This is a genomic window from Flavobacterium sp. DG2-3 (assembly GCF_030730925.1).
In the GTDB taxonomy this organism is placed as follows: Bacteria; Bacteroidota; Bacteroidia; order Flavobacteriales; family Flavobacteriaceae; genus Flavobacterium.
In genome coordinates, this window is the sequence record NZ_JAVAMB010000001.1 from 480882 (window position 1) to 501599 (window position 20718).

General features: G+C 36.0%; 4 protein-coding genes. All 4 read right to left on the reverse strand.

The window, feature by feature from the left end:
• Positions 1-38: 38 nt before the first annotated feature.
• Entirely contained in the window at positions 39-1862 is a 1824-nt protein-coding gene (locus Q9Q97_RS02095) for a LysM peptidoglycan-binding domain-containing protein (RefSeq protein WP_306153948.1), read from the reverse strand.
• A 110-nt stretch (positions 1863-1972) separates the two neighbouring features.
• Complete coding sequence (gene pgk / locus Q9Q97_RS02100; RefSeq protein ID WP_306153949.1) at positions 1973-3160, reverse strand: phosphoglycerate kinase; 1188 nt, start codon at positions 3158-3160, stop codon at positions 1973-1975.
• Positions 3161-3318: 158 nt separating this feature from the next.
• Positions 3319-4299, reverse strand: coding sequence for a type IX secretion system membrane protein PorP/SprF (locus Q9Q97_RS02105; RefSeq protein WP_306153950.1), 981 nt, complete (start codon positions 4297-4299; stop codon positions 3319-3321).
• Between the two features lie 43 nt (positions 4300-4342).
• The gene (locus Q9Q97_RS02110) at positions 4343-20698 is read right to left on the reverse strand and encodes a T9SS type B sorting domain-containing protein (protein WP_306153951.1); all 16356 of its coding nucleotides are present in this window, start codon (positions 20696-20698) and stop codon (positions 4343-4345) included.
• Positions 20699-20718 lie beyond the last annotated feature (20 nt).

A 20718-nucleotide genomic window follows, 5' to 3' on the forward strand; every position in this document is an offset into this window, starting at 1 on the left:
TTTATGAAATAAAACCCAAATTTAATAAGATTATTCTATTATCCGTTTATTTTAAGTTTCATTCCCGGTTTAATATCTTCATCTTTAATGCCATTCCATTTTTTAATATCTGAAATTGTTACTCCAGGATATTTTTTAGAAATGCTGTATAAAGAATCTCCTTTTTTAACGTAATAATCTTCACTAACGTTTTTAGAAGCCGCTTTTTTCTTGAATGAATCAACCGAGTTTGATGCAATTGCTGTTGAAGTTGGCTCTTCTATAACTATCGCTGCTTTAGAAATAATCAATGTTTTTCCTAAACCAATGTTATTTGAAGTTAAATTGTTAAGTTCTTTTAACTCCGCAATAGTCGTACCGAATTTCTTTGCAATGCTTCCTAAATTGTCTCCAGCTACTACAACATAGTCCATGTCAACAGCTGTTGGCTTATCTTTATCATCAGCAGATGCGATTGCTTCTTCTTTTTTGTCTATAGCTGCATTTGCTTTAATAGTCGAAGGTTCATCAGATTTTATCTTTAAACTTCTGCCTATTGCTACAGCATTTGTTTTTAGATTATTCCATTTTTTAATTTCGCTAATGCTTACATCATACTTTGCAGCAATTGCTCCTAAATTGTCTCCTTTTCTAACTTTATAAAATTCGAAATCGCCATTATCAATTGTTGCAGGTTTTGCAACAGCAGGTTTAGCCACTTTCGCTTTTGGAGCATATTTAACTGCTAATCTAGATGAAGTAGATCTGAAATTTGTATCATAATTAACGTAAGCATAAATCTGCTCTTCGTTTGAAACGAATGTCGCTACTTTGTCTTTTGGAAGTCTAATAAAATGCTGCTCTCCTTGATAGAAAGGCACAACTTCTCTTTTATAAGAAGGATTTAAAAGTTTTATTTGTGATTGTGGCATGTCTAACAAATCAGCAATCTGTTTGAAAGACATTTGATTTTTTACACAAACTGTATCGGTTTCAAAGTTTTTCACAACCGCTCTTACTGGGTTAATTCCGTGCTCTTTATGATATTCAAAAAGATACATTGTTGCTAAAAAAGCTGGAACGTAACCTTGAGTTTCTTTTGGAAGATAATTTCTGATGTCCCAGTATTTTGTTTTTCCGCCAGAACGACGAATCGCTTTGGTAACATTTCCTGGACCTGAGTTGTAAGAAGCTAAAACCAGTTCCCAGTCGCCAAAAATATTGAACATTTTGCTCATGTATTCTGAAGCTGCGGCTGTAGCTTTAAGAGGATCACTTCTTTCGTCGATATAAGAATCGATTTTTAAAGCGTATTGTTTTCCGGTTCCGTACATAAACTGCCAAAGACCCGTGGCGCCCATTTTAGAAACTGCTTTAGGATTTAAAGCAGATTCTACAACGGCTAAATATTTTATTTCCAAAGGGACGTTTTGTTTGGCAAAAGCATCCTCGAATATTGGGAAATAATATTCTGATAAAGCCATTAATCGAGAAAACGATTTTTTACGATTCTTAAGAAATGACTTTATTACATTTTCTAATCCTTGATTGTATTCTATCTCAAAAGGTGATTTCTGATTCATCGCCGCCAAACGCTGTTTTAGCAATTCGGTTGGAAGTTCTTCATCAACAGTAACGTCCTTGTTAATGGTTTGAATGTCTTTGGTCAGATCATCATAAATATCTAGACTTACTAATTCGTTCATCCAAAGACTGTCAACTTTTGAAGCTAAATGATCTTTTTTGAATGTGCTTTTAATAGAATCTAAATACGACAACTTAATGTCTTGCTTTATTTCTTTCGAGAACTCTGCAGATTCCTGCGCGAACATCGACATAGAAAACAAAGCGGTCACCACTAAGGATATTTTCTTTACAATCATATAACATTTTTTTAAAATTCTGTAATTCAAACAATTACAAGAGTTGTATTTTTGCAAATCTAAGCCCTTTATTGAAGAAAAGTGTTTAAAAAAATGTTAATTGTGATATTTTAGTCTAAAATCGCTGCAATTCCAGGTAAAACTCTTCCTTCTAACATTTCAAGCATTGCCCCGCCACCAGTGGAAACGTAGCTCATTTTGTCTTCAAATCCGAACTGTTTTACTGCTGCAACAGAATCTCCACCACCTACTAATGAAAATGCTCCATTTTCTGTAGCTTCTGCGATATAATCTCCTAATGCGATTGTTCCTTTAGAGAAAGTTTCCATTTCGAAAACTCCTAATGGACCATTCCAAAGAATCGTTTTTGAACCTAAAATTACTTTTTTAAAGTTCTCTAAAGATTTTGGACCTGCATCTAAACCTTGCCATCCGTCAGGAATTGCAGTTACGTCTACAACCTGAGTATTAGCAGTATTTGAGAAATCGTCTGCAGCAATAACATCAACAGGAATATGAACCTGAACATTTTTTTCTTTAGCTAATCTTAAAATCTCAAGAGCTAAATCTAATTTGTCATCTTCGCAGATAGACTCACCGATTTTTCCGCCTTGCGCTTTAATGAAAGTAAAAGTCATTCCACCTCCAATAATCATGTGATCTACTTTATCTAAGATATTTTCGATAACGGTGATTTTAGAAGAAACTTTAGATCCTCCAAGAACTGCTGTTACAGGTTTTTCACTGTTTTTAAGAACTTTATTTAAACTGTCAATTTCTTTTGCCAATAATGTTCCGAAAGTTTTATCGTTTGGAAAAAATTGTGCAATAATTGTAGTAGATGCGTGCGCTCTGTGAGCTGTACCAAATGCATCGTTTACATAAATATCTCCAAGAGAAGCTAATTCTTTAGCGAAAGCTACATCTCCAGCTTCTTCTTCAGCATGAAAACGTAAATTTTCTAATAAAAGAACTTCGCCTGGTTTTAAATCTTTTGCTACAGTTTGAGCTGGTTCTCCAACGCAATTTTCAGCAAATTTTACTTGAACTCCTAAAATATCAGAAGCTGTTTTTAAGATATGTTTTAGAGAGTATTTCTCTTCTGCTCCTTTTGGTCTTCCTAAGTGAGACATTAAAATCACACTTCCGCCTTGTGCTAAAATAGCATCAATAGTCGGCTTTGCTGCTTCAATACGTGTAGTATCTGTTACATTAAAATTTTCATCCAATGGCACGTTGAAGTCAACACGGATAATTGCTTTTTTATTTTTAAAATCGAAATCGTTTAAAGTTTTCATCTGCTAAATTTTTTAATTTTTTGAAAGAATAACAAATATAGAACTTTTACAGTAGTCTAAATTTCAAAAAAGCAAAAATAATCGAGCAATAAAAACGAAAACGTTGTAAATTATGAAAACAAACAAATTAATTCTCAAAAATGATAAAAAAAGCTTGTTTAATCGTGAACTGGACTTTGCGTACAAGGACAGTTACTGATTGATTGCAAGAAGTCGAATCCGATTGTGATGGAGTGTGTTCCTGAATTATAAGATCCAAGACCATTAAACATAAGCTGATAAGAGTATGCAAAATAGAATTTAGATTTCATAAAACCAGCCATTGGCCCCATTGCCAAAGGTTTTGGGAACTGGTCGTTTAAGAAACGGTAAGAAACTCCAATCCAATAGTAATCCTCGTAACGGTTATAACGTCTGTATTTGAAGTTAAAATCGGTTGTAGAACGCTGGTCACTTGCAAAGTACTGTAAGAAAACAGATGGTTCGTATTCGATACGTCTATTTTCACCGTCTTTAAACGTGAAACCTGAATAGACCTGAAAGTTGGATAAAAGATCTGGTTCGTTTACTCTTTCCAAACTGATATTCTTTTTCAATACGTTGTTCGCATTAAAACTAAAGTAAAAGCCTCTGTTACGATACAAAGCACTAACATCAAAGTTATTATTAGCGCTATAACGGTTATCTGTTGGCTGCTGTCCTCCAATTGGCGGATTTCCATTACTTCCATCATTAAAGTTTCCAGTCTCAATTCGGAAACTATTAAAGTTGTACGAGATACCAAAAGATAAATATTGTTCTGTACGATAATCTAAGATCAAGTGGTGAGCAAAAGAGATTTTGGCTCCTGTCTGTCTTGTATTTCCGTTACTATCATTATACAATGACAATCCAACTCCCGAACGATCAAGAACACGAAAATCTGCATACAATGATTGGTTATCTGGCGCATCTTTAATTCCGACCCACTGCGTTAAACCATTGGCTCTAATACGGAGGTTATCTCCAATACCAGCATAAGCAGGGGAAAGAATAAAAGGGTTATCAGCTAAATACTGGGTAAACACTGGTAGGTTTAACTCTTGGCTGTAACTTGTTGTTACAGCCATGAGTACTAAGGATAAAATAAACTTTTTCATTGTAATAATTTTTTTAGACAACATCATTGGGGCTATAATTTTGTTATCTGTATAATGTGAAATGTCCAACAAATTCTCTCGGATCTTTCGGATCATTTAGTTTAAGAACGTACCAGTAGTCACCTGTTGGCAATTCACTTCCGTGGTATCTACCATCCCATTTTCCACCTACACGATATTTCGCTACTACTCTACCGTATCTATCGTAAATATCGAACGTAAGCTCTTTGTATGCTAATGCTCCACAATCTGGACCAATTGTAGTGTTTGTAGCACCATTTGGCGTAAAGTAGTTTGGCATACAGAAGTCATAGAATGTACCTGGAACTTTTGTTTCAAAAATACAACCGTTTTTATCTCTCACGACAACACTATAATTATCGGTTTTATAAATTCTATAACTGTTAGATGATGTAAATGGTTCACCGTTGAAACTGTACTCGTAAGGAGCAACACCTCCTGTACCTTGTACTACAATTGTATTGATGTCTTTGCTTTGGTTTGTAAGATCTATTAGACCTACTTCTGCAACTGCATCAATTTCAAAAGTGTCCGTATCTTTTCTACAGTCGTTAGAATGTCTTGCTGTGATTGTGTGTCTTCCTGGTGCAACATTTGTAAAAATATTACTTGGCACGAAATCTCCTCCATCAAGTGAGTAATCTACATCTGTTGGACTATTAGAATCATCAACTTTTACAATTACCATATTTGCCTGAGCATTGTTCACACAGTCGTATAATACTTCAACAGTTGGGTTAAGAACTACTGGTTCTGGCATGTTAACTTCAACTTCAGTAATACAACCGTTGGCGTCTTGAATAAATACAGTATGTTTTCCACCTGTTAGACCTGTATAATCCTTCTCATTTCCAGTAATTAGATTGAACACCCCTTTGGAGTTGTCAAGACTTTCATAATATGGAGCCGTTCCACCTCTCACTTGAATACTAAATCCTCCATTATTATCCCCTTTACAAATTTCAGGGATCATTGAATTTGGAATTTCATTAGCAATTAAGATTTGAGGTTGCGTGATTTCAATATTATGAATTTCAGTACATCCTAAAACATCTTGAACAATTACTGTATATGTACCAGCTTCTAATCTTTCGAATGTTCCGCTGTCTACAAACTGCGCTAAGAAAGGAGATATTGCAAATTTAATTGCGCCTGTTCCTCCAGAAGCTGTCATAACAATTTTACCTGTCTTCTCTCCAAAACATTTAATTGGTTCTGCTTCATAAGAAGATGTTAATTTAACCGCTGCCTCTGTTACTGTTACTGCAACTTCTTTTTCGCAATCTCCACTTACTACACGAACAATATACGATCCTGCTGGCAAGTCTAAGAAAATTCCATCAGCTTGTGCTGGTCTAACTTCTGCATGAGTACTATCTAACAATGAATATTGATAATCTCCTAATCCTCCTTTAGCAACTGCATTAATAATTGCACTGCTGTCTCCTTTACAGTTTACCACTGCATTTCTAGAATCTAATTCGATATCTAAAGGAGTAAGTGGTTCAATGTTTAATTCATTAGAAATCTTAACACATCCTAAATTATCTTGAACATAGTATTTATGCAATCCAAGTGTAACAGGGAAAGTTACTGTACTATTAAAAGGTGCTGAGTAGTTAGTGCCATCTTCACTATAAGTATAAGGGCCTGTTCCTCCTGTTGCAGATAATGTAACAGTAGCATCTGTCGTACATTTAACTCCTGTTGTAAGAGATAAAATTGGTTCTATTACTAAAGGATTTGTCAATGTAATAGTTGTTGGAGATGTAGCCTCACAGCTAAATCCGTCTGTAACTGTTACCGTGTATGTTCCTGCACGCAATCCTGTAAATACATTAGAATCTTGCGGACCTAATACACTAGCATCGCCTTCTGGAGTTGTGTAATTTAAACTGTAAACATAGTTTGCACCTTCGCCTCCTGTTGGAGCACTAACTGTTATCACTCCACTGTCATCTCCATAACAAGACAGTACTGTACTAGTTGCTGCAGCCGTGAACACTATAGGTCCTGGAACATCAAAATCTCTAATATCAGTTATCTCACACTCGTTGCTATCTTTAACCGATATGGTGTAACGTCCCGGTGTCAAGTTCGCAAAGTGACCTTCAGCAGAGTATCCATAACTCACTGGACCATCCAATTTATATTGGTATGTTCCTGGCCAACCTCCTTCTGCAGAAACATCTAGACTACCGTCATTGCTTCCAGCAGCACATGTAATACGTCCTACTGCTACATTCATTGTTAACGCTGTTGATGGCGCGGCAATGTCAAAAGTTGTACGAACATCACACTCTGGACTATTAATTAATCTAGCCGCAACTTCATATCTACCAGGTCTTAATCCGTTTAATGCAAGAGTCGTACCTGTTGAATTTCCTGAACTTGGAACTGGACCTGTAACGGTGTATCTAAATTCTCCCGCTCTATCAGTCGGGTAAGGACGATTATCTACAAGAGTCAACACAACGCTTCCGTCAGCTTGTCCGAAACAGATATCTGTTCTTGTCGCATCAATTTTGAATGCAAATGCATTTGGATCTAGAACTAAGTGATTCTGAGAAATTGTACAACCCGTTGCTGGATTTAATACCGTTACTAAATAAGTACCAATTGCTAGATTTTGGAATAATCCAGTATTATTTACTTCAGGTGTAATAACTGTATCTCCAGTTCCTGTTAATGTGTAACGTAACTGAGTTGTTAAAGTTCCTTTTACGTCAACAACAGTCTGAATAGTTTCTCCTGTAACACATGTAATTGGCGTTACAGTGAAATCCATGCCTAATAAAGTTGCAAAAGATCTAACCTCAATTGGACTTGTGTTGTCTCCTTGGCAATCTTTATCATCAAAAGCAGTTATGATATAGGTTCCTCCTAAATGGTCTTTTTCAGTATAGGTAGTTGATGGTCCGTCGTAAACTAAAATTCCATCTCTTCTAAATTCATATCTCACATATTTACCTGAACCTCCAGTTACTGAGTTAACAGTAATTGTAGCATTATTAGTATCGTTGGTACCTGTTGTACAAGCATATTCTGTAAAACTTGCATTTACTTCAATTGGATCTGGTTGTGTTACCTCCACAGTTTGAAGAGCAGATACGCATCCTCTGCCTGATTTTACAGTAACAGTATATAAACCTGCTGGTAAATCATTAAAGTCAGAAGAAGCACTATTTACAATATTTACAGTAGGATTAGAAGCAGGCCCAGATATACTGTAAGTATATGGCATATCTATATTTGAAGCTGCTAATGTAACAGAAACACCTCCATTAGAATAACTATTACAAGAAACAGGTCTCGCTTTTAAAGTCACTCCTATAACGTCTACAGCAGTAGCAATTTTCACTTCAACATCATTTGTACAGTTTGTTACAATATCTTTAACGCTAAAAGTATATTTTCCAGGAGCTAAATTCGCAAATTCGTTGAAAGTCTGATCTGTAGCCCAACCGTCAATTGAGTAAATATAACTACTTGGTGTTGTTACAGTTCCTCCTCCAGCAGTTAATTTAACTGTTCCTGTAGCTGTATTACATGTTGGATATACAGTTACTTCTCCTTCTAATGTTAATGGTTTTAGAACTGTTACCGTCGTATTCCATTTAACTGGACATTGGTTTTTATCCCATACCCAAACTGTATAATCTCCTGGATCTTTTACGATAAAGTAATTATTGTCTTGGTACTCTCCATTATCTAAACGATACTGTAGTTTCGCCAATCCTGTCGCATCAACATCTATTCTATATCCTGTTGTACTTGGACATTGGTCTGCCACAGTTACATTATTAATCACTGGCATTGGATCCAATGAAATGTGTACATTCTGGAATCTGTCACATAGGTTAGCATCTCTTACATAAACATCATAAGAATCAAATAACGGTGCTATTTTATTGGTAGCAAACGTTTTAATATTTGATGCTTGGTAATCAGAATCAACTGGAGTTGCTCCTGCTGGTACAAATGCATACATGTATGTTCCTGTACCTCCAGAAATACTTGCTGGATCAACAGTTATAGTAGCTTCTTGGGTATGACAGTTTTGGTTTTTAACTGTTATAACTATTCCACTAATATTTACTGGGCTAGGCTCTGTAATTGTAACAGGGTTAGATGTAACGGTACATTCTGGGTAAGCATTTTGAGTTACCTCTACTGTATAATCTATTCCAGCCGCTAATCCTGTGATAACATAAGGATTGTTTGTTCCTGCATTGATGTTCGTTCCTGTTAAAACAGCGACTGGGTTTCCTGGCAGAAGAACTCTATAATCGTATAATCCTGTGTATTTATCAATATTGATTGTAATTGTACCATCATTAAATGTGTTACAGCTTGCCATTTTTGAAGCAGTTGCCGTAACCGTCATTATGTTGTATAATTTCACATCGTAAGCGCTTGAAATAACAGTACAACCTGTGTTCACATCTGTTATTTTAAACTGATACTTATGACCTGCATCTGTTGCAACATAATCGAATGTATTTGTCCCTGTAACAGCTGTAGCAGTACCATAAGGGTTTCCATCTTTAGAAACTTGATATTCGAAATGGTATGGCATTTGTCCTCCATCGATATCCACAGTAATTGTTTCCAATCCTCCATTTTTACAATCAGCTGAGATTGCTGTTTTAGGAGTCGCAGAAATTAATTCTGGGAATGGATCAATATCGATAACATCTGAAGAAATACAACCTTTTAAATCTTTAACATAATATGTTAAATGCTGAACTGTCGATTTATTATCAACCTTAAATTCATTTGTCTTGTACCAATTTGTTCCATTATTACTATATGTGAAATTAGTAATTGGTTCAACACCCGCACCGTGATTACCTGTAACTGTTACAATTGTCTGTTTAATCACATTTGCAGGAGTACAAGCAAAATCTGCTGCTTTTGCCTCTGCAACTACTGCTGCAGGAACATCAATAATAATATTGTTTTGCGTTACTGGACATGACCTAGCTGACGAAACTGTTACACTATAAGTTCCCGCTTCTAAACCTGTAAATAAGCCGTTAGTTTGTGTACGTGGCAATCCAACTGGTGGAGTTAACGTGAAAGTGTATTCCTGCGTATCTGCAAGCGCCGCGCCTGTAAGTTCTACTAAAATTTGTCCATCTGATCCGTTTCCTTGTGCAGCAGTACAACTTGGAGAAATCGGTTTTGAATCAAAAGTAATAATCGTAGGATTACTCATGTGAACAACATTCGTTGATACAGGACATGAATGTGCATCTGTAATATTAAATTTATAATCAACATTACCTCCTGTACCAGCTACAACATAATCTGCTGTAGTTGAATTACCTACGAATGTAAATACTGTTGGATCTAAAATTCCATCCTTCGTAACTGTATAGCTGAATGGCGCATAACCACCAACAACTTCTAATTTAATTAATCCGTCTACTGGTCCACAGAAAATTTCAGTCTCTCTTTTCGCAGAAGCGAAAATTTGTCCTTTAATTTCAACTGGAACAGAAGTCACTGCTTGGCAACCATACTGATCTTTCACAGTAACTTCATATTTACCTGGTGCTAGATCTGTAAATGTATTTCCGTGCCATGATGCACCATTATTAATGCTATACTGGTAAACTGGAGTGTATGCTGGTGTACCTGGTGTAGTTGCGTTAACCACAATTGTTGCACCTTGCCCAACACCTGAACCTGTATAACAATAAACTGAAGTAGCATCGATTGAAGCAACTGGTTCAATTGGTGTTGTTAGTACGAACGTATCCGTATCAACACAACCATTTGCATCTTTTACCGTAACAATATAAGTTCCCACTTTAGTAAGTCCTGCAAAAACTCCATTTGTATTTGATGGTAAAACAGTGCTTGCTGGTGCTGGTTCGGTAACGGTATACGTATAACTTCCCCATCCATCTGTTGCTGTTACTGTTACTGCACCTGTAGTTTCACAGCCTAGTGGCGTAACATCCATTGTAAAGTCTAATGCTGTTGTAATTGTATTAATATCAAAATTAATATCTTTTGGACAACCTGTTTCATTATCCGTAACCGTAATTTTATGAGGTCCTGGAGCCAATCCTGTTAAATCGATTGTTCCAGTTGTCATTGTTACTGGTCCGTCTGTATCTAATACATAATCATAACTAGTCGCAAAACTTGTTACTAAGAAACTAGCTTTTCCGTCTCCTGCACCTAAACAAGTAATATGTGTTATAGACTGCTCAGTAATGTCAATTTTAATAACATCTTTAACAGTATACTTTAATTGTTTGATACATTTATTTGCGTCTGTAACTTGAAAAATATAATCTCCAGGCAACAGACTTGTAAATACTGGATTAGTATTATTATCTGTAATTACTGTACCAGTTGCTGAAACTATTTGGTATGTCAAAGGTGCAATACCGCCAATAACGTTTCTAATTTCTACACTAGTAGTTGCTCTAATACAAGTAATTGGATCTGGCTGATCAAAATCAAATTTTGTTGGAGGATCTAACCATAAGATAGTTACATTATCTGTTTTTGGACAACCATTTTCGTCTCTAATTGCGTACGGAATGGTTTGACTTGCTCCGTTTTGATCAACATAGAAAGTGTTAGTATCTGCACTGAAATCACTACCATTAAAACTATATTCATAAGCACCAGTACCACCGTGTGCCGCTAAAACAATTTTTGCTTTTTGCGGAGCATTATTTGCACCACATTCTGGCTGATCAATTGTTGGTGTATCAAGTATTAATTCGTCTGGCTGACCCAAAGTTTGAGTACCTGTAACGATACAGCCCAACTCATCTTTAATTGTATAATCGTAATCACCTGCAATTAAATTCTCAAACAATGGAACTGATTGCGTTATTAAAGTTCCTGCAGTTGGTGCCGTTCTTATTAATGTATACTCATAAGTACCTTTACCACCTGTTGCAGACAGTAAAATAGTTCCCGTTCCTCCAAAACATAATGGCTGAGTCGGAGTAGATGTTGGAACGATTGGTACAATCGGATCAACAGCTACAGGAGTCGTTTCTATCTCACATCCATTTGCGTCTTTAATTAAGAATACATAAGTATCTGCATCACCTGCTGCAACTGGATAAGTGAAAGTTCTTGAACCTGCTGGTAAAATTGCATTATCACCACCAAATGCTCCCGTGCCTTTTTTAACAGCATAAGTAAAATTAGGTGTACCTGTACCACTAGTAATAGTAACTGTAATAACAGCGTTTGGACCTACCGCTCCACTAGCATCACATACTAGATCGGTTGTAACTTCTGCTTTCGCTTTTGGAGTTGGTGTAATATTGATAGTTTGGCTTACCTCACAACCATTTTTATCTTTAACATAAATATCATATTTTCCTGACACAAGTCCTGAAACATGATGAGGGAAGCTAGTAACTAAAGCATAACCAGTATTATTATTTACACTGATATAAAAAGGACCAACAGCTGTCGCCGTATTAGTCAAATCAACATCAATCTGATAGTTACCTTCAATAGCACATAAATCTGCTACTTTCAAATCAATTATTGGATCTGGATCTAAAGGCAATAAAAAGACAGGACTTCCTTTTATACATCCGTATTGATCTTTTACCCAAGCATAGTAATTTCCTGAATCTCTATTAAAAGTTGGCGTCGTTGTCCAAGCTGAATCTGTTGCCAATGGAGTTCCTGGAGTTGTTGTTACCATATAACGGTATGATCCAGCTCCATCTTTACCTGTTACTTTAATAATACCTGCTTCTGTTTTACAATTATCATTTTGTACTATTTCGTAATCAAGATCTAGTATAACTGCTGATTGTCTGATAGAAAACATTGCCGTAGATTTACTACATCCTGCGCTTGTAGCACCTGGAGCCTCTGTAACTAATACAAAATAATCTCCATGAGCCATTGCTCCAAAACCATCAATTGTTAAAGTACCGTTTGCAGGAACAGTTCCTGAACCGTTAATTGGCAGAGGAGCTAATGATAATGCATCGTATACTTGATATGTTATCGGCGTATCTACTCCGTAATTACTAGTAACTACAAAACTAACTTTACCATCTGCGCTTCCTGTACAAGTAACATTTTGTCCTGTTGGCGCTCCAACATCAAGTGTTGAATTTGATGGAATAGGCAAGTCAGCAATCTCATAATAGTAACATCCTGATTTGCTATCATAGACAATAAATGTATATCTAACACCAGGAATTAAGTTTAGAATTTCTGCTTGTAATGGAGTAGTTTCTGGATACCAAGTTCCAGTAGTTGGGTATACAGGTGGTACTCCTGTGTAATAACTAAAGTAAAATGGTCCATTTCCAACAGGAATTGATGTTTTACTTCCTACTGATACAGTTGCAGAACCTAAAGCAGAACAATTTGCAATTGGTGGAGCATTAACCGTAATATCTAAATCATCTGGTGGAGAAGTTATAGTAACCTCTTCAATATAAGGACAATTATTAGAATCTACAATTCTAACTTCATATAAACCGAAATCAACAATCTCAAAAACTTGAGATGTACCCGGTACATTTTTAAACTCTTTATAATAATTTTTTCCAGTTACATAGTAATCATATGGTCCAGTACCACCAGTAACTTCATCAATTGTTATAGACCCAAGTGATACTCCATTTGAAGCATTACAAGTAATACCTTGAATAGTTCTGTCAACGACAATCGGATTAGGCTGTACCAAAGTAATATTTATTGGATCACTAATACATCCTTTCATATCAATAACTTCGTAGCTATAAACAGTACCTGGAGCAACTGCTGCTGCAAGATCAGTAAATACTGCTGAATTTTGCCATGCTCCTCCATTAATACGATATTGATAACCTGGTATACCTCCGCTTCCAGTAACAGTAATTGTACCATCTGGACTATTATTACATTTTGGATTTGTACTAATCGCTGATGCGGTAGGTTTTTGTGGATCTGAAACTTTTACTGGAACTGTAGTTTCAACAGAACATCCAGCTGATGAAACTTTAAAGTAATAGTCGCCTTGTCCAGTTGTATTAAATACATTTGAAGGCATGCTCACAAATGTTGGGCTTGGTGCTAGTCTATATTCGTAAGTGTAAGAACCATTTCCACCACTAGGCTTCAGAGTAATTTGAGATGCTTGTGGGGCACTACATGTTATGTCTTTATCAAATGTAGTTTCTAATTTTAATTGGTCATTAACGTTAATAGTAGTTGTAGTTTCACAACCATTATCATCTTTAATTCCTAATTCATAAGTTCCAGGTCCTGAAATTGATTTTACAGGATTCGTGTTGTAAACACCATCTAATCCGTAAAGTTTTGTTGTTGAACCTACATAAACTGATCCTGTAATTGTAACATTGAATGCAGCGCCTGCATAACAAAGAGGGGCTGTTATTGGATCAATTGTCGGCGAATCATTTCTTGTAATAGAAATTGCAGTTGATGCTGGACAGCTGTTGCCATCTTGTACATAAACATCATAATCTAAACCGCCTAGACTTGTATCTTTTATAAAAGTATTACCCTCTACAAAATCTGTTGCAGCTGGAGTAACTCCAGTTTTAACTACTGCATATTTTAAAGGCGCTTTTCCTCCTGTAGCAGTAACTACAATCGTTGTTTTAACATTTGGCGCACAGAAAACTTTTGTTCCAGAAACATTTGTAATTTGTACCAAAACTGGATCTGCAAGAGTTACTTCGCTTGTAGCGACACATTTTGTTACTGAATTTGTTACTGTAAAAGTATATTTTTCACCACCTTTTAATCCAGTATAAGTCACAACATCATTTGCTGGATTTGATGGACTAGGTGTTATACTAGGAGTTGATAAAATTTCATTAGAAATACTTCCAACTAATTTAGTAGAATATCCTCCAGTTTTATTTCCAGAAACTGTAAAACTAATAGAACCATTGCTTAATCCGTTACAAGTTACATTGCTTGCAATTGATCCTGTAGCTTGGATTTTTACAACATCTAAAATTTCAAAATCATCTGTTACTGTACATTTGTTTGCATCTGTAACTTTAAAGTAATAATGACCTGGAGCTAATCCTGTAAATGTATGAGAATTTGAACTTACGTTTGTCACAACAGTAGCTGTTGGAGTCGTAATTTCGTATGTAAATGGCAATACACCATTTGTTACTGTTAAAGTTAGACTTGTTTTATCGTGTCCTGTCTCACAAGTAATTGCTGCTGGCGGAGCAAAAGCAATTGCTGTTGGAGGGTTTAAAGCATCAATCGTTACGCCTCCTGTTACTTCAACTTCACAGTTGTTAGCATCAAATACTTTTACGCTTACATTACCTGAAGCTGTTGTTGAATAAGTATCTGAAATAACTGGTGCTAATCCATTATAGCTATATCTATAAAGATTTGGTGCTGGATATGGAGTTCCACCTGATGCAGTAACTTTTATCGTTGCTTTAATTGCATTATTTGAAGCATCACAAGTTAATTTAACATCAACATCTGCAGTTGCTGTTAGACCAACTAATGGTTCATTAATTGTAACCTGTTTAGCATCTGAAGCACATTTTTTAGCATCTATAACAACAACGCTATAAATTCCTGCTCCTAAATTTTGAAATAAATTTGTTGATTGAGAAATTTTCGTACCTGATGGAGTAATTCGTGTCACTTCATAAGTATATGAACCCGCAGGTGTTGCATTTACTGTAATACTACCTGTTTCTTCTCCTTTACATAATACATGACTTAATTGTGTACTAAAGTCTGGTTTTGTAGTCGTGTTTACAGTTTGAGAAACCACTACTTTACAACCTTTATTATCTGTAATCTCAAAATAATAAGTTCCTGCTAAACGAGGTACTGTAAATTTAGTTAAACCTGTACCTACAGCAATTGGTGTTCCTGTGAAAGGTGCCCCTGTTGTATTTACTAAATAGGTATAATCTGGATATCCACCTTGAATTGTAACTCCAATGATAGCTTCTGGGCTAGTTGGATCACAAGTTAAATCGGCATCAATCTTTGCACTAGCGCTTAATGGCGTTTCAATTGTTTCTTCTGCTAATTCAGCTGTACAACCTGTTACAATATCTCTAACTGTAATAGTATATTTTCCTGGAGTTAATCCTGTGAATGTACCAGATGGCTGATAATTTCCGCTATTAAGCTTATATTCATAATTAGGGTTTGGTTTTGGAGCACTTTTCGGCGTTGCAATTAATGTTGCACCAGCACCTCCTGCACAGTAAGTTGATGTCACACTTATTTCTGCGTCAGGATTTACTGAAGCATTAATAGTAAATGTTTGTCCTGTAACTCTACAGCCTGTTAAATCTGTAACCGAAACGCTGTATTCTCCAGCGTTCAAACCAACAAATATATTATCGTTTACCTGAACTTTTGCCGCACCTGCTGGTGACGTTGGTGTTACTGTATAAGTATATGATCCAGAACCGTCAAGTGCATGAATTGTTGCCGTTCCTTTTACTTTACAAGTAACATGTGTTAAATCTGGAGTATCTAATCTCAATGCAGCTGTCGGTCCTCCAACAGTTACATCTTCAATAATAGGACAATTTGTTGTTGAATTTGTAACTGTAATACGGTGGCTTCCTGCAGTTAATCCAGTAACATCAATCTCAAAAGGACTTCCTGTTGAAGTTCCTGTAGCTACAGGTCTTGAATCTACAACGTAGCTATAATTAGTTCCGCTTGCGATTCCAGTAACTGTAAAAGTTGCTGTACCATCTGTTGCGTTAAAACAAGTTACAGTTCCAGGATCTCCTTCAACTGTAAAAGTTGCTGGAGGTGCTATCGTATGTTTATCTGTAACTTTACATTGATTCGCATCTCTTACTTCAAATGTATATTCTACATTAGCATCCAAATTATTAAATACACCTGTTGAATTAGGTCCAACTGTTATTGGAGCAATTATTCTATATTCTAATGTACCCGTTATTGCAACACCAGCTGCATTTCTAACATTTGTTATAGTAACACTTCCTTTATTATCTGGACATGTTGCTGCTGTAGTAGTTGTAATTGTCATTGCTGTAGGAGCATTCAATGCATTTACAGTCCCTGCATTTTCAACAACAGAACAAGAATTAGCATCTGTAATTCTTACTGTATAATTGCCTGCTACATTTATTCCTGTAAAGACATTACTATCCTGAGGCCCTACAACGGCAACATTGTTTCTTAACAAAGTATATTTACGTGTACCTGTTCCTCCTGAAACATCAGAAACTGTAATAGTAGCTGGGTGGTCACAGTTGTATACTGGGTCAATAGTCGCTTTACCTTTAAGCTCAGCTGGCTCAAAGATTTTGAAATCGTATGATCTTTCGCAATCATTAGCGTCTTTAACTTTATAAGTATAAAGAGTTCCGGCTGCAGAACCTGTTAAGCCAGTATAGTTAGTTTGATCTTTAAAAGTTCCAGATCCGTTAAAATCGAATTTGAACGGTGCTAGACCTTCTAATCCTTCAAGATCAACAGAACCTGTTCCTCCAAAACATGTTGGGTTATGAGGGTGAGCTGTAGCAGTTGGTCTTACTAACTTATCTACTTTACGAGAAATTGATATTGGACAGTTATGACCATCTGTAATCTCAAAAGTATAAGTGTCGTCAATAGATGTTGAATATTGAAATACTGGATTTGTTGTAGTTCCTGAATCAACTTGTTGATTTAGAGTGTTTTTAACAACATAGCTAAATGGTGCTGTACCTCCTTCGATAGTTACTTCTATCGTTGCTTCAGATCCTGTTTGTTTACAGCTTAGTGCACTAATAATAGCTGTTTTAGCTCCTATCTGAGGATCAATCTGCTGACTAATTACTTCTGCTGTACAGCTACTGCTAAGATCCAAAATTTCAAATTCGTAATTTCCAGATGTCGTAACATTATGTGTGAAAGTAAATGTAGTAAAAGGATCGCTGTAATCCCCATATTGTCCAGTATTACGTTTAACTCTATATCTAAAAGGACCTACACCTTTTTTGATTAAAATGTTGATTGAAGCTCCATTTGTTCCTCCTAAACATAAATTAGAAGTAGATTGAATTTCTGCCTCTGGCTTATCTGAACCGTTTACAGTTATATCCGCAGTTACATCTGCCGGACAGCTATTTTTATCTGTGGCCGTAACGGTATAATTGCCTGGGTCAACATCTGTAGCTTTATATAATAAATCTGTAGGATCAAGGTTAAATGGTTTAGTAGCGCCATTTGCTTTATTGGTCAATACAAGATTATACGGAGATGTTCCTCCAACAATTGAAGTTGCTGTAACTACTGCTCTTTGTGAACAAGTTGCTGTAGTTGCAGACACTGTAAATCTAAGTTTAGCAGGTGATGTTATTGTAGTAGGAATATCAAAATCACAACCCATTGAAGTTGGATCTTTTCTCACTCTTACGCTATAAGTAGCAGCTCCCAACGGACCAATTGTAACACGGTCTGTTGTAGATTTTCTCCAAGGCTCTTCATTATTAATTGAATAATAAAATTCTCCTGTAAAGTTTTCTGCAAAAATGTCGAAAGAGCCATCTTTTGCTCCAAAACATGTTTCTCCTTTTAAGTTTTCTACATGTGCAATAAATGGCGGTGGTGGCGTAATAGTAAAATCCCACTTAAACTGTGCCCCACACACTCTTGGAACTTGAAATACTTTAATATCATCAATGGCAACGTCGTTACCTTCGTCTTCCTGTACACTTGAACGGACAATAAGTCGCAATGAAGTATAATTTCCTGGATCAAGTGTGATTGCTGTTTGTGGAAATTTTTTCCAATCATTATTCGATGATGATCTTGCAATAGAACCTGTTGCGAACGATGAAATTTCATTACCTGCTGGATCTACTAAGGCAATTGTCAAATTAGGATCTGCTTTACCTTTGCCTGGCATCATTAAGTTCATTGCATAGAACTCAAACATGATAGGCTGGTTAGGAATTACGTCGTTAATCTGCTTTTCGTATAAAATGGTAGTTACTGGTATTTTATCTCCAATGTTAACAGCAAGGAATCTTCCTTTAGGATCGCTAGTTCCTTTTACAATTGATGTATGATCAACTGGATATCTCCAGTTCCAACCTGAAGTAGCTGTCTGATTAATAGAACTTGTTACCGAATAATCACCATCATTAATGGCATAAGAACCATTACAATATGTATCTGGTCGGTCTGGTATTTGTCTTTCAAAACAATAGTAGAAAGTATTGATCCCTGGCGAAGTCGTATTCTCTCCACTTCCAAAACTTTCATCTAATAAGTTACTATAAGTACTAGCCGATTTTACATTATAATCAACCGTAATAAAATGCTGCCCTTCTGGAACATTTAAGAATACGTTTGGTTGAGCTGTATTTGGATTAGGATTTCCGTCTATATAATATTGAAAAGTATATCTTGAATCACCCGCTCCATTATTGATAATTACAGTTTGTGTTGCTGTACCATCACAATTATAGGTAATTGGACCTTTGTCAATTTTTGGTGGTGAAGGTTTCCCATCAATACGGATACCTGTCATATCAAACTTACAGCCGTTTTTATCTCGAATGCTTACCGTATATGGTCCTCCTTCTTTTAAATACCCTACGTTACTTGCGTTCCATCCACCTCCATTAATAGCATCAGTATTAAAAAAGTATTCGTATGGTGGAGTTCCTCCTTGCGGGTTCGTAATTCTTACAATACCATACTCTGGATATGGATCACATCCAGGTAAAGCCGCCACACCAGCAGAAGCTGTTAATGCAGTAGTTGTACCAATCGTTACTGTAGTAAAAGCATCCTCACAGTAAGATCCGCTATTACCTGTACGATATCTAACCATTATATCATAACTACCAGAATCAAGATTTTTATAAGTTATTCCTGTTCCGGTTGTTAAATTTCCATTGTCCCAGTTTGCTCCAAGATTTTTACTATACTGAATTGTATTATAACCATTTTTATTGGTCACAGTAACCGTAATAGTTCCTGTTGGGTTACAAGTATTAGTTGTTGTTGTAGTAATGTTATATACAGGCTTAGCAACATCGGCAACATCAAATGTTTTTTCAGCTGAACAACCATTCAAATCTTCAACACGCATGATGTAACGACCTCCTTTTTCTATAATGACTTTATCATTTGGAACCAAAGTAAAAGCTCCTCCATTATAACTTACAAAATAACGGTAAGTAGTTCCTGCCCCACCATTTGCATTACCTTGAATAATTCCTGTTTCGCAAACTTTTAAAGTTCTACTAATAGATGAGGTATTGTTTAAGGCATTTGCGGCTTTAATTTCTATACTTTGTGTATCCTTTACCTCACATGTACCGCTTCCTGTGTTTTTTACAGTAGTGACAACGGTATAGTTACCAGCACTAAGTCCCGTAAATTCATGTTCAGCAATAGATTTCTGTGGACTAAAAGCTATTGGAGTAGTAAGATTTGATGATCTGTAAAGCGTATAAACATATTCATTGTTTAATGTATTAGCCGTCACTTTAATTTTACCTTGGCTATTATTACTCACACACGCTGGTTGCGTTGCAGTTAATGAAGTACTAAAAGGTTTGCTATCAATTACAACATTTTTTACACTAAAAACACATCCATCTGGAGCTGATTTTAGTCTAATAAATACATTATAAGTATCGGCATTTGGAGTAATAAAAGTATTGCTATCCTGCCATGTGTTAGGCGCAGGGTTAGTGGTAAAACTATACTCATACAAATTGCTGAATCCTCCAGAAACAATTCTTCCAGGAATAACACATGAACCATCATTGCTTCTAACAATATTTGTTTTCACAATTCCAGTAGGATCTACTTCATTTTTATAAACATTGAAGTAAAAAGTAAAAACTGAAGCATCTGGATACTTAATTACCACTTTGTATTCTCCTGCTGCACTAGCAATAAATTTCTGCCCTCCAACAACATCAGCCCAAGTACAATTGTCTGCTGTATTGGCACAGTTTCCATTTGTATTAGGTGTACATCCTCCTGTACGTTTCATCCATACAATAGAAGTTGCATTGGTTATACCTGTGTCAATTTCTCTTGTTTCATTGCTTCCGCACAAGAAAAGTTTTGGAAGTTCTGAACCATCGTTAGGACAAGTCGATACGGTTCCTGCATAAGGATACTCCGCATACTTTTTAATCGGATTCGGAATAGCCGGAGGAGTAGTCGTCAATCCAAAGGCATTATCCGAAGGATTATCTAAACTAATCTGATTGTTAAACTGATTATTTGCTTTTAAGAATAAGTTCTCATTCGAGCTTGAATTAAGCTTTGAATTAAACGCAACCCAATTTTGCGAGTAGGAGGCAAAATTGAATAGCAGAGCTAAAACAAAAATCAGCGTTCTTAAAGTAGTAGGTTTTTTCATAATCATTTTTTGTTACTTCT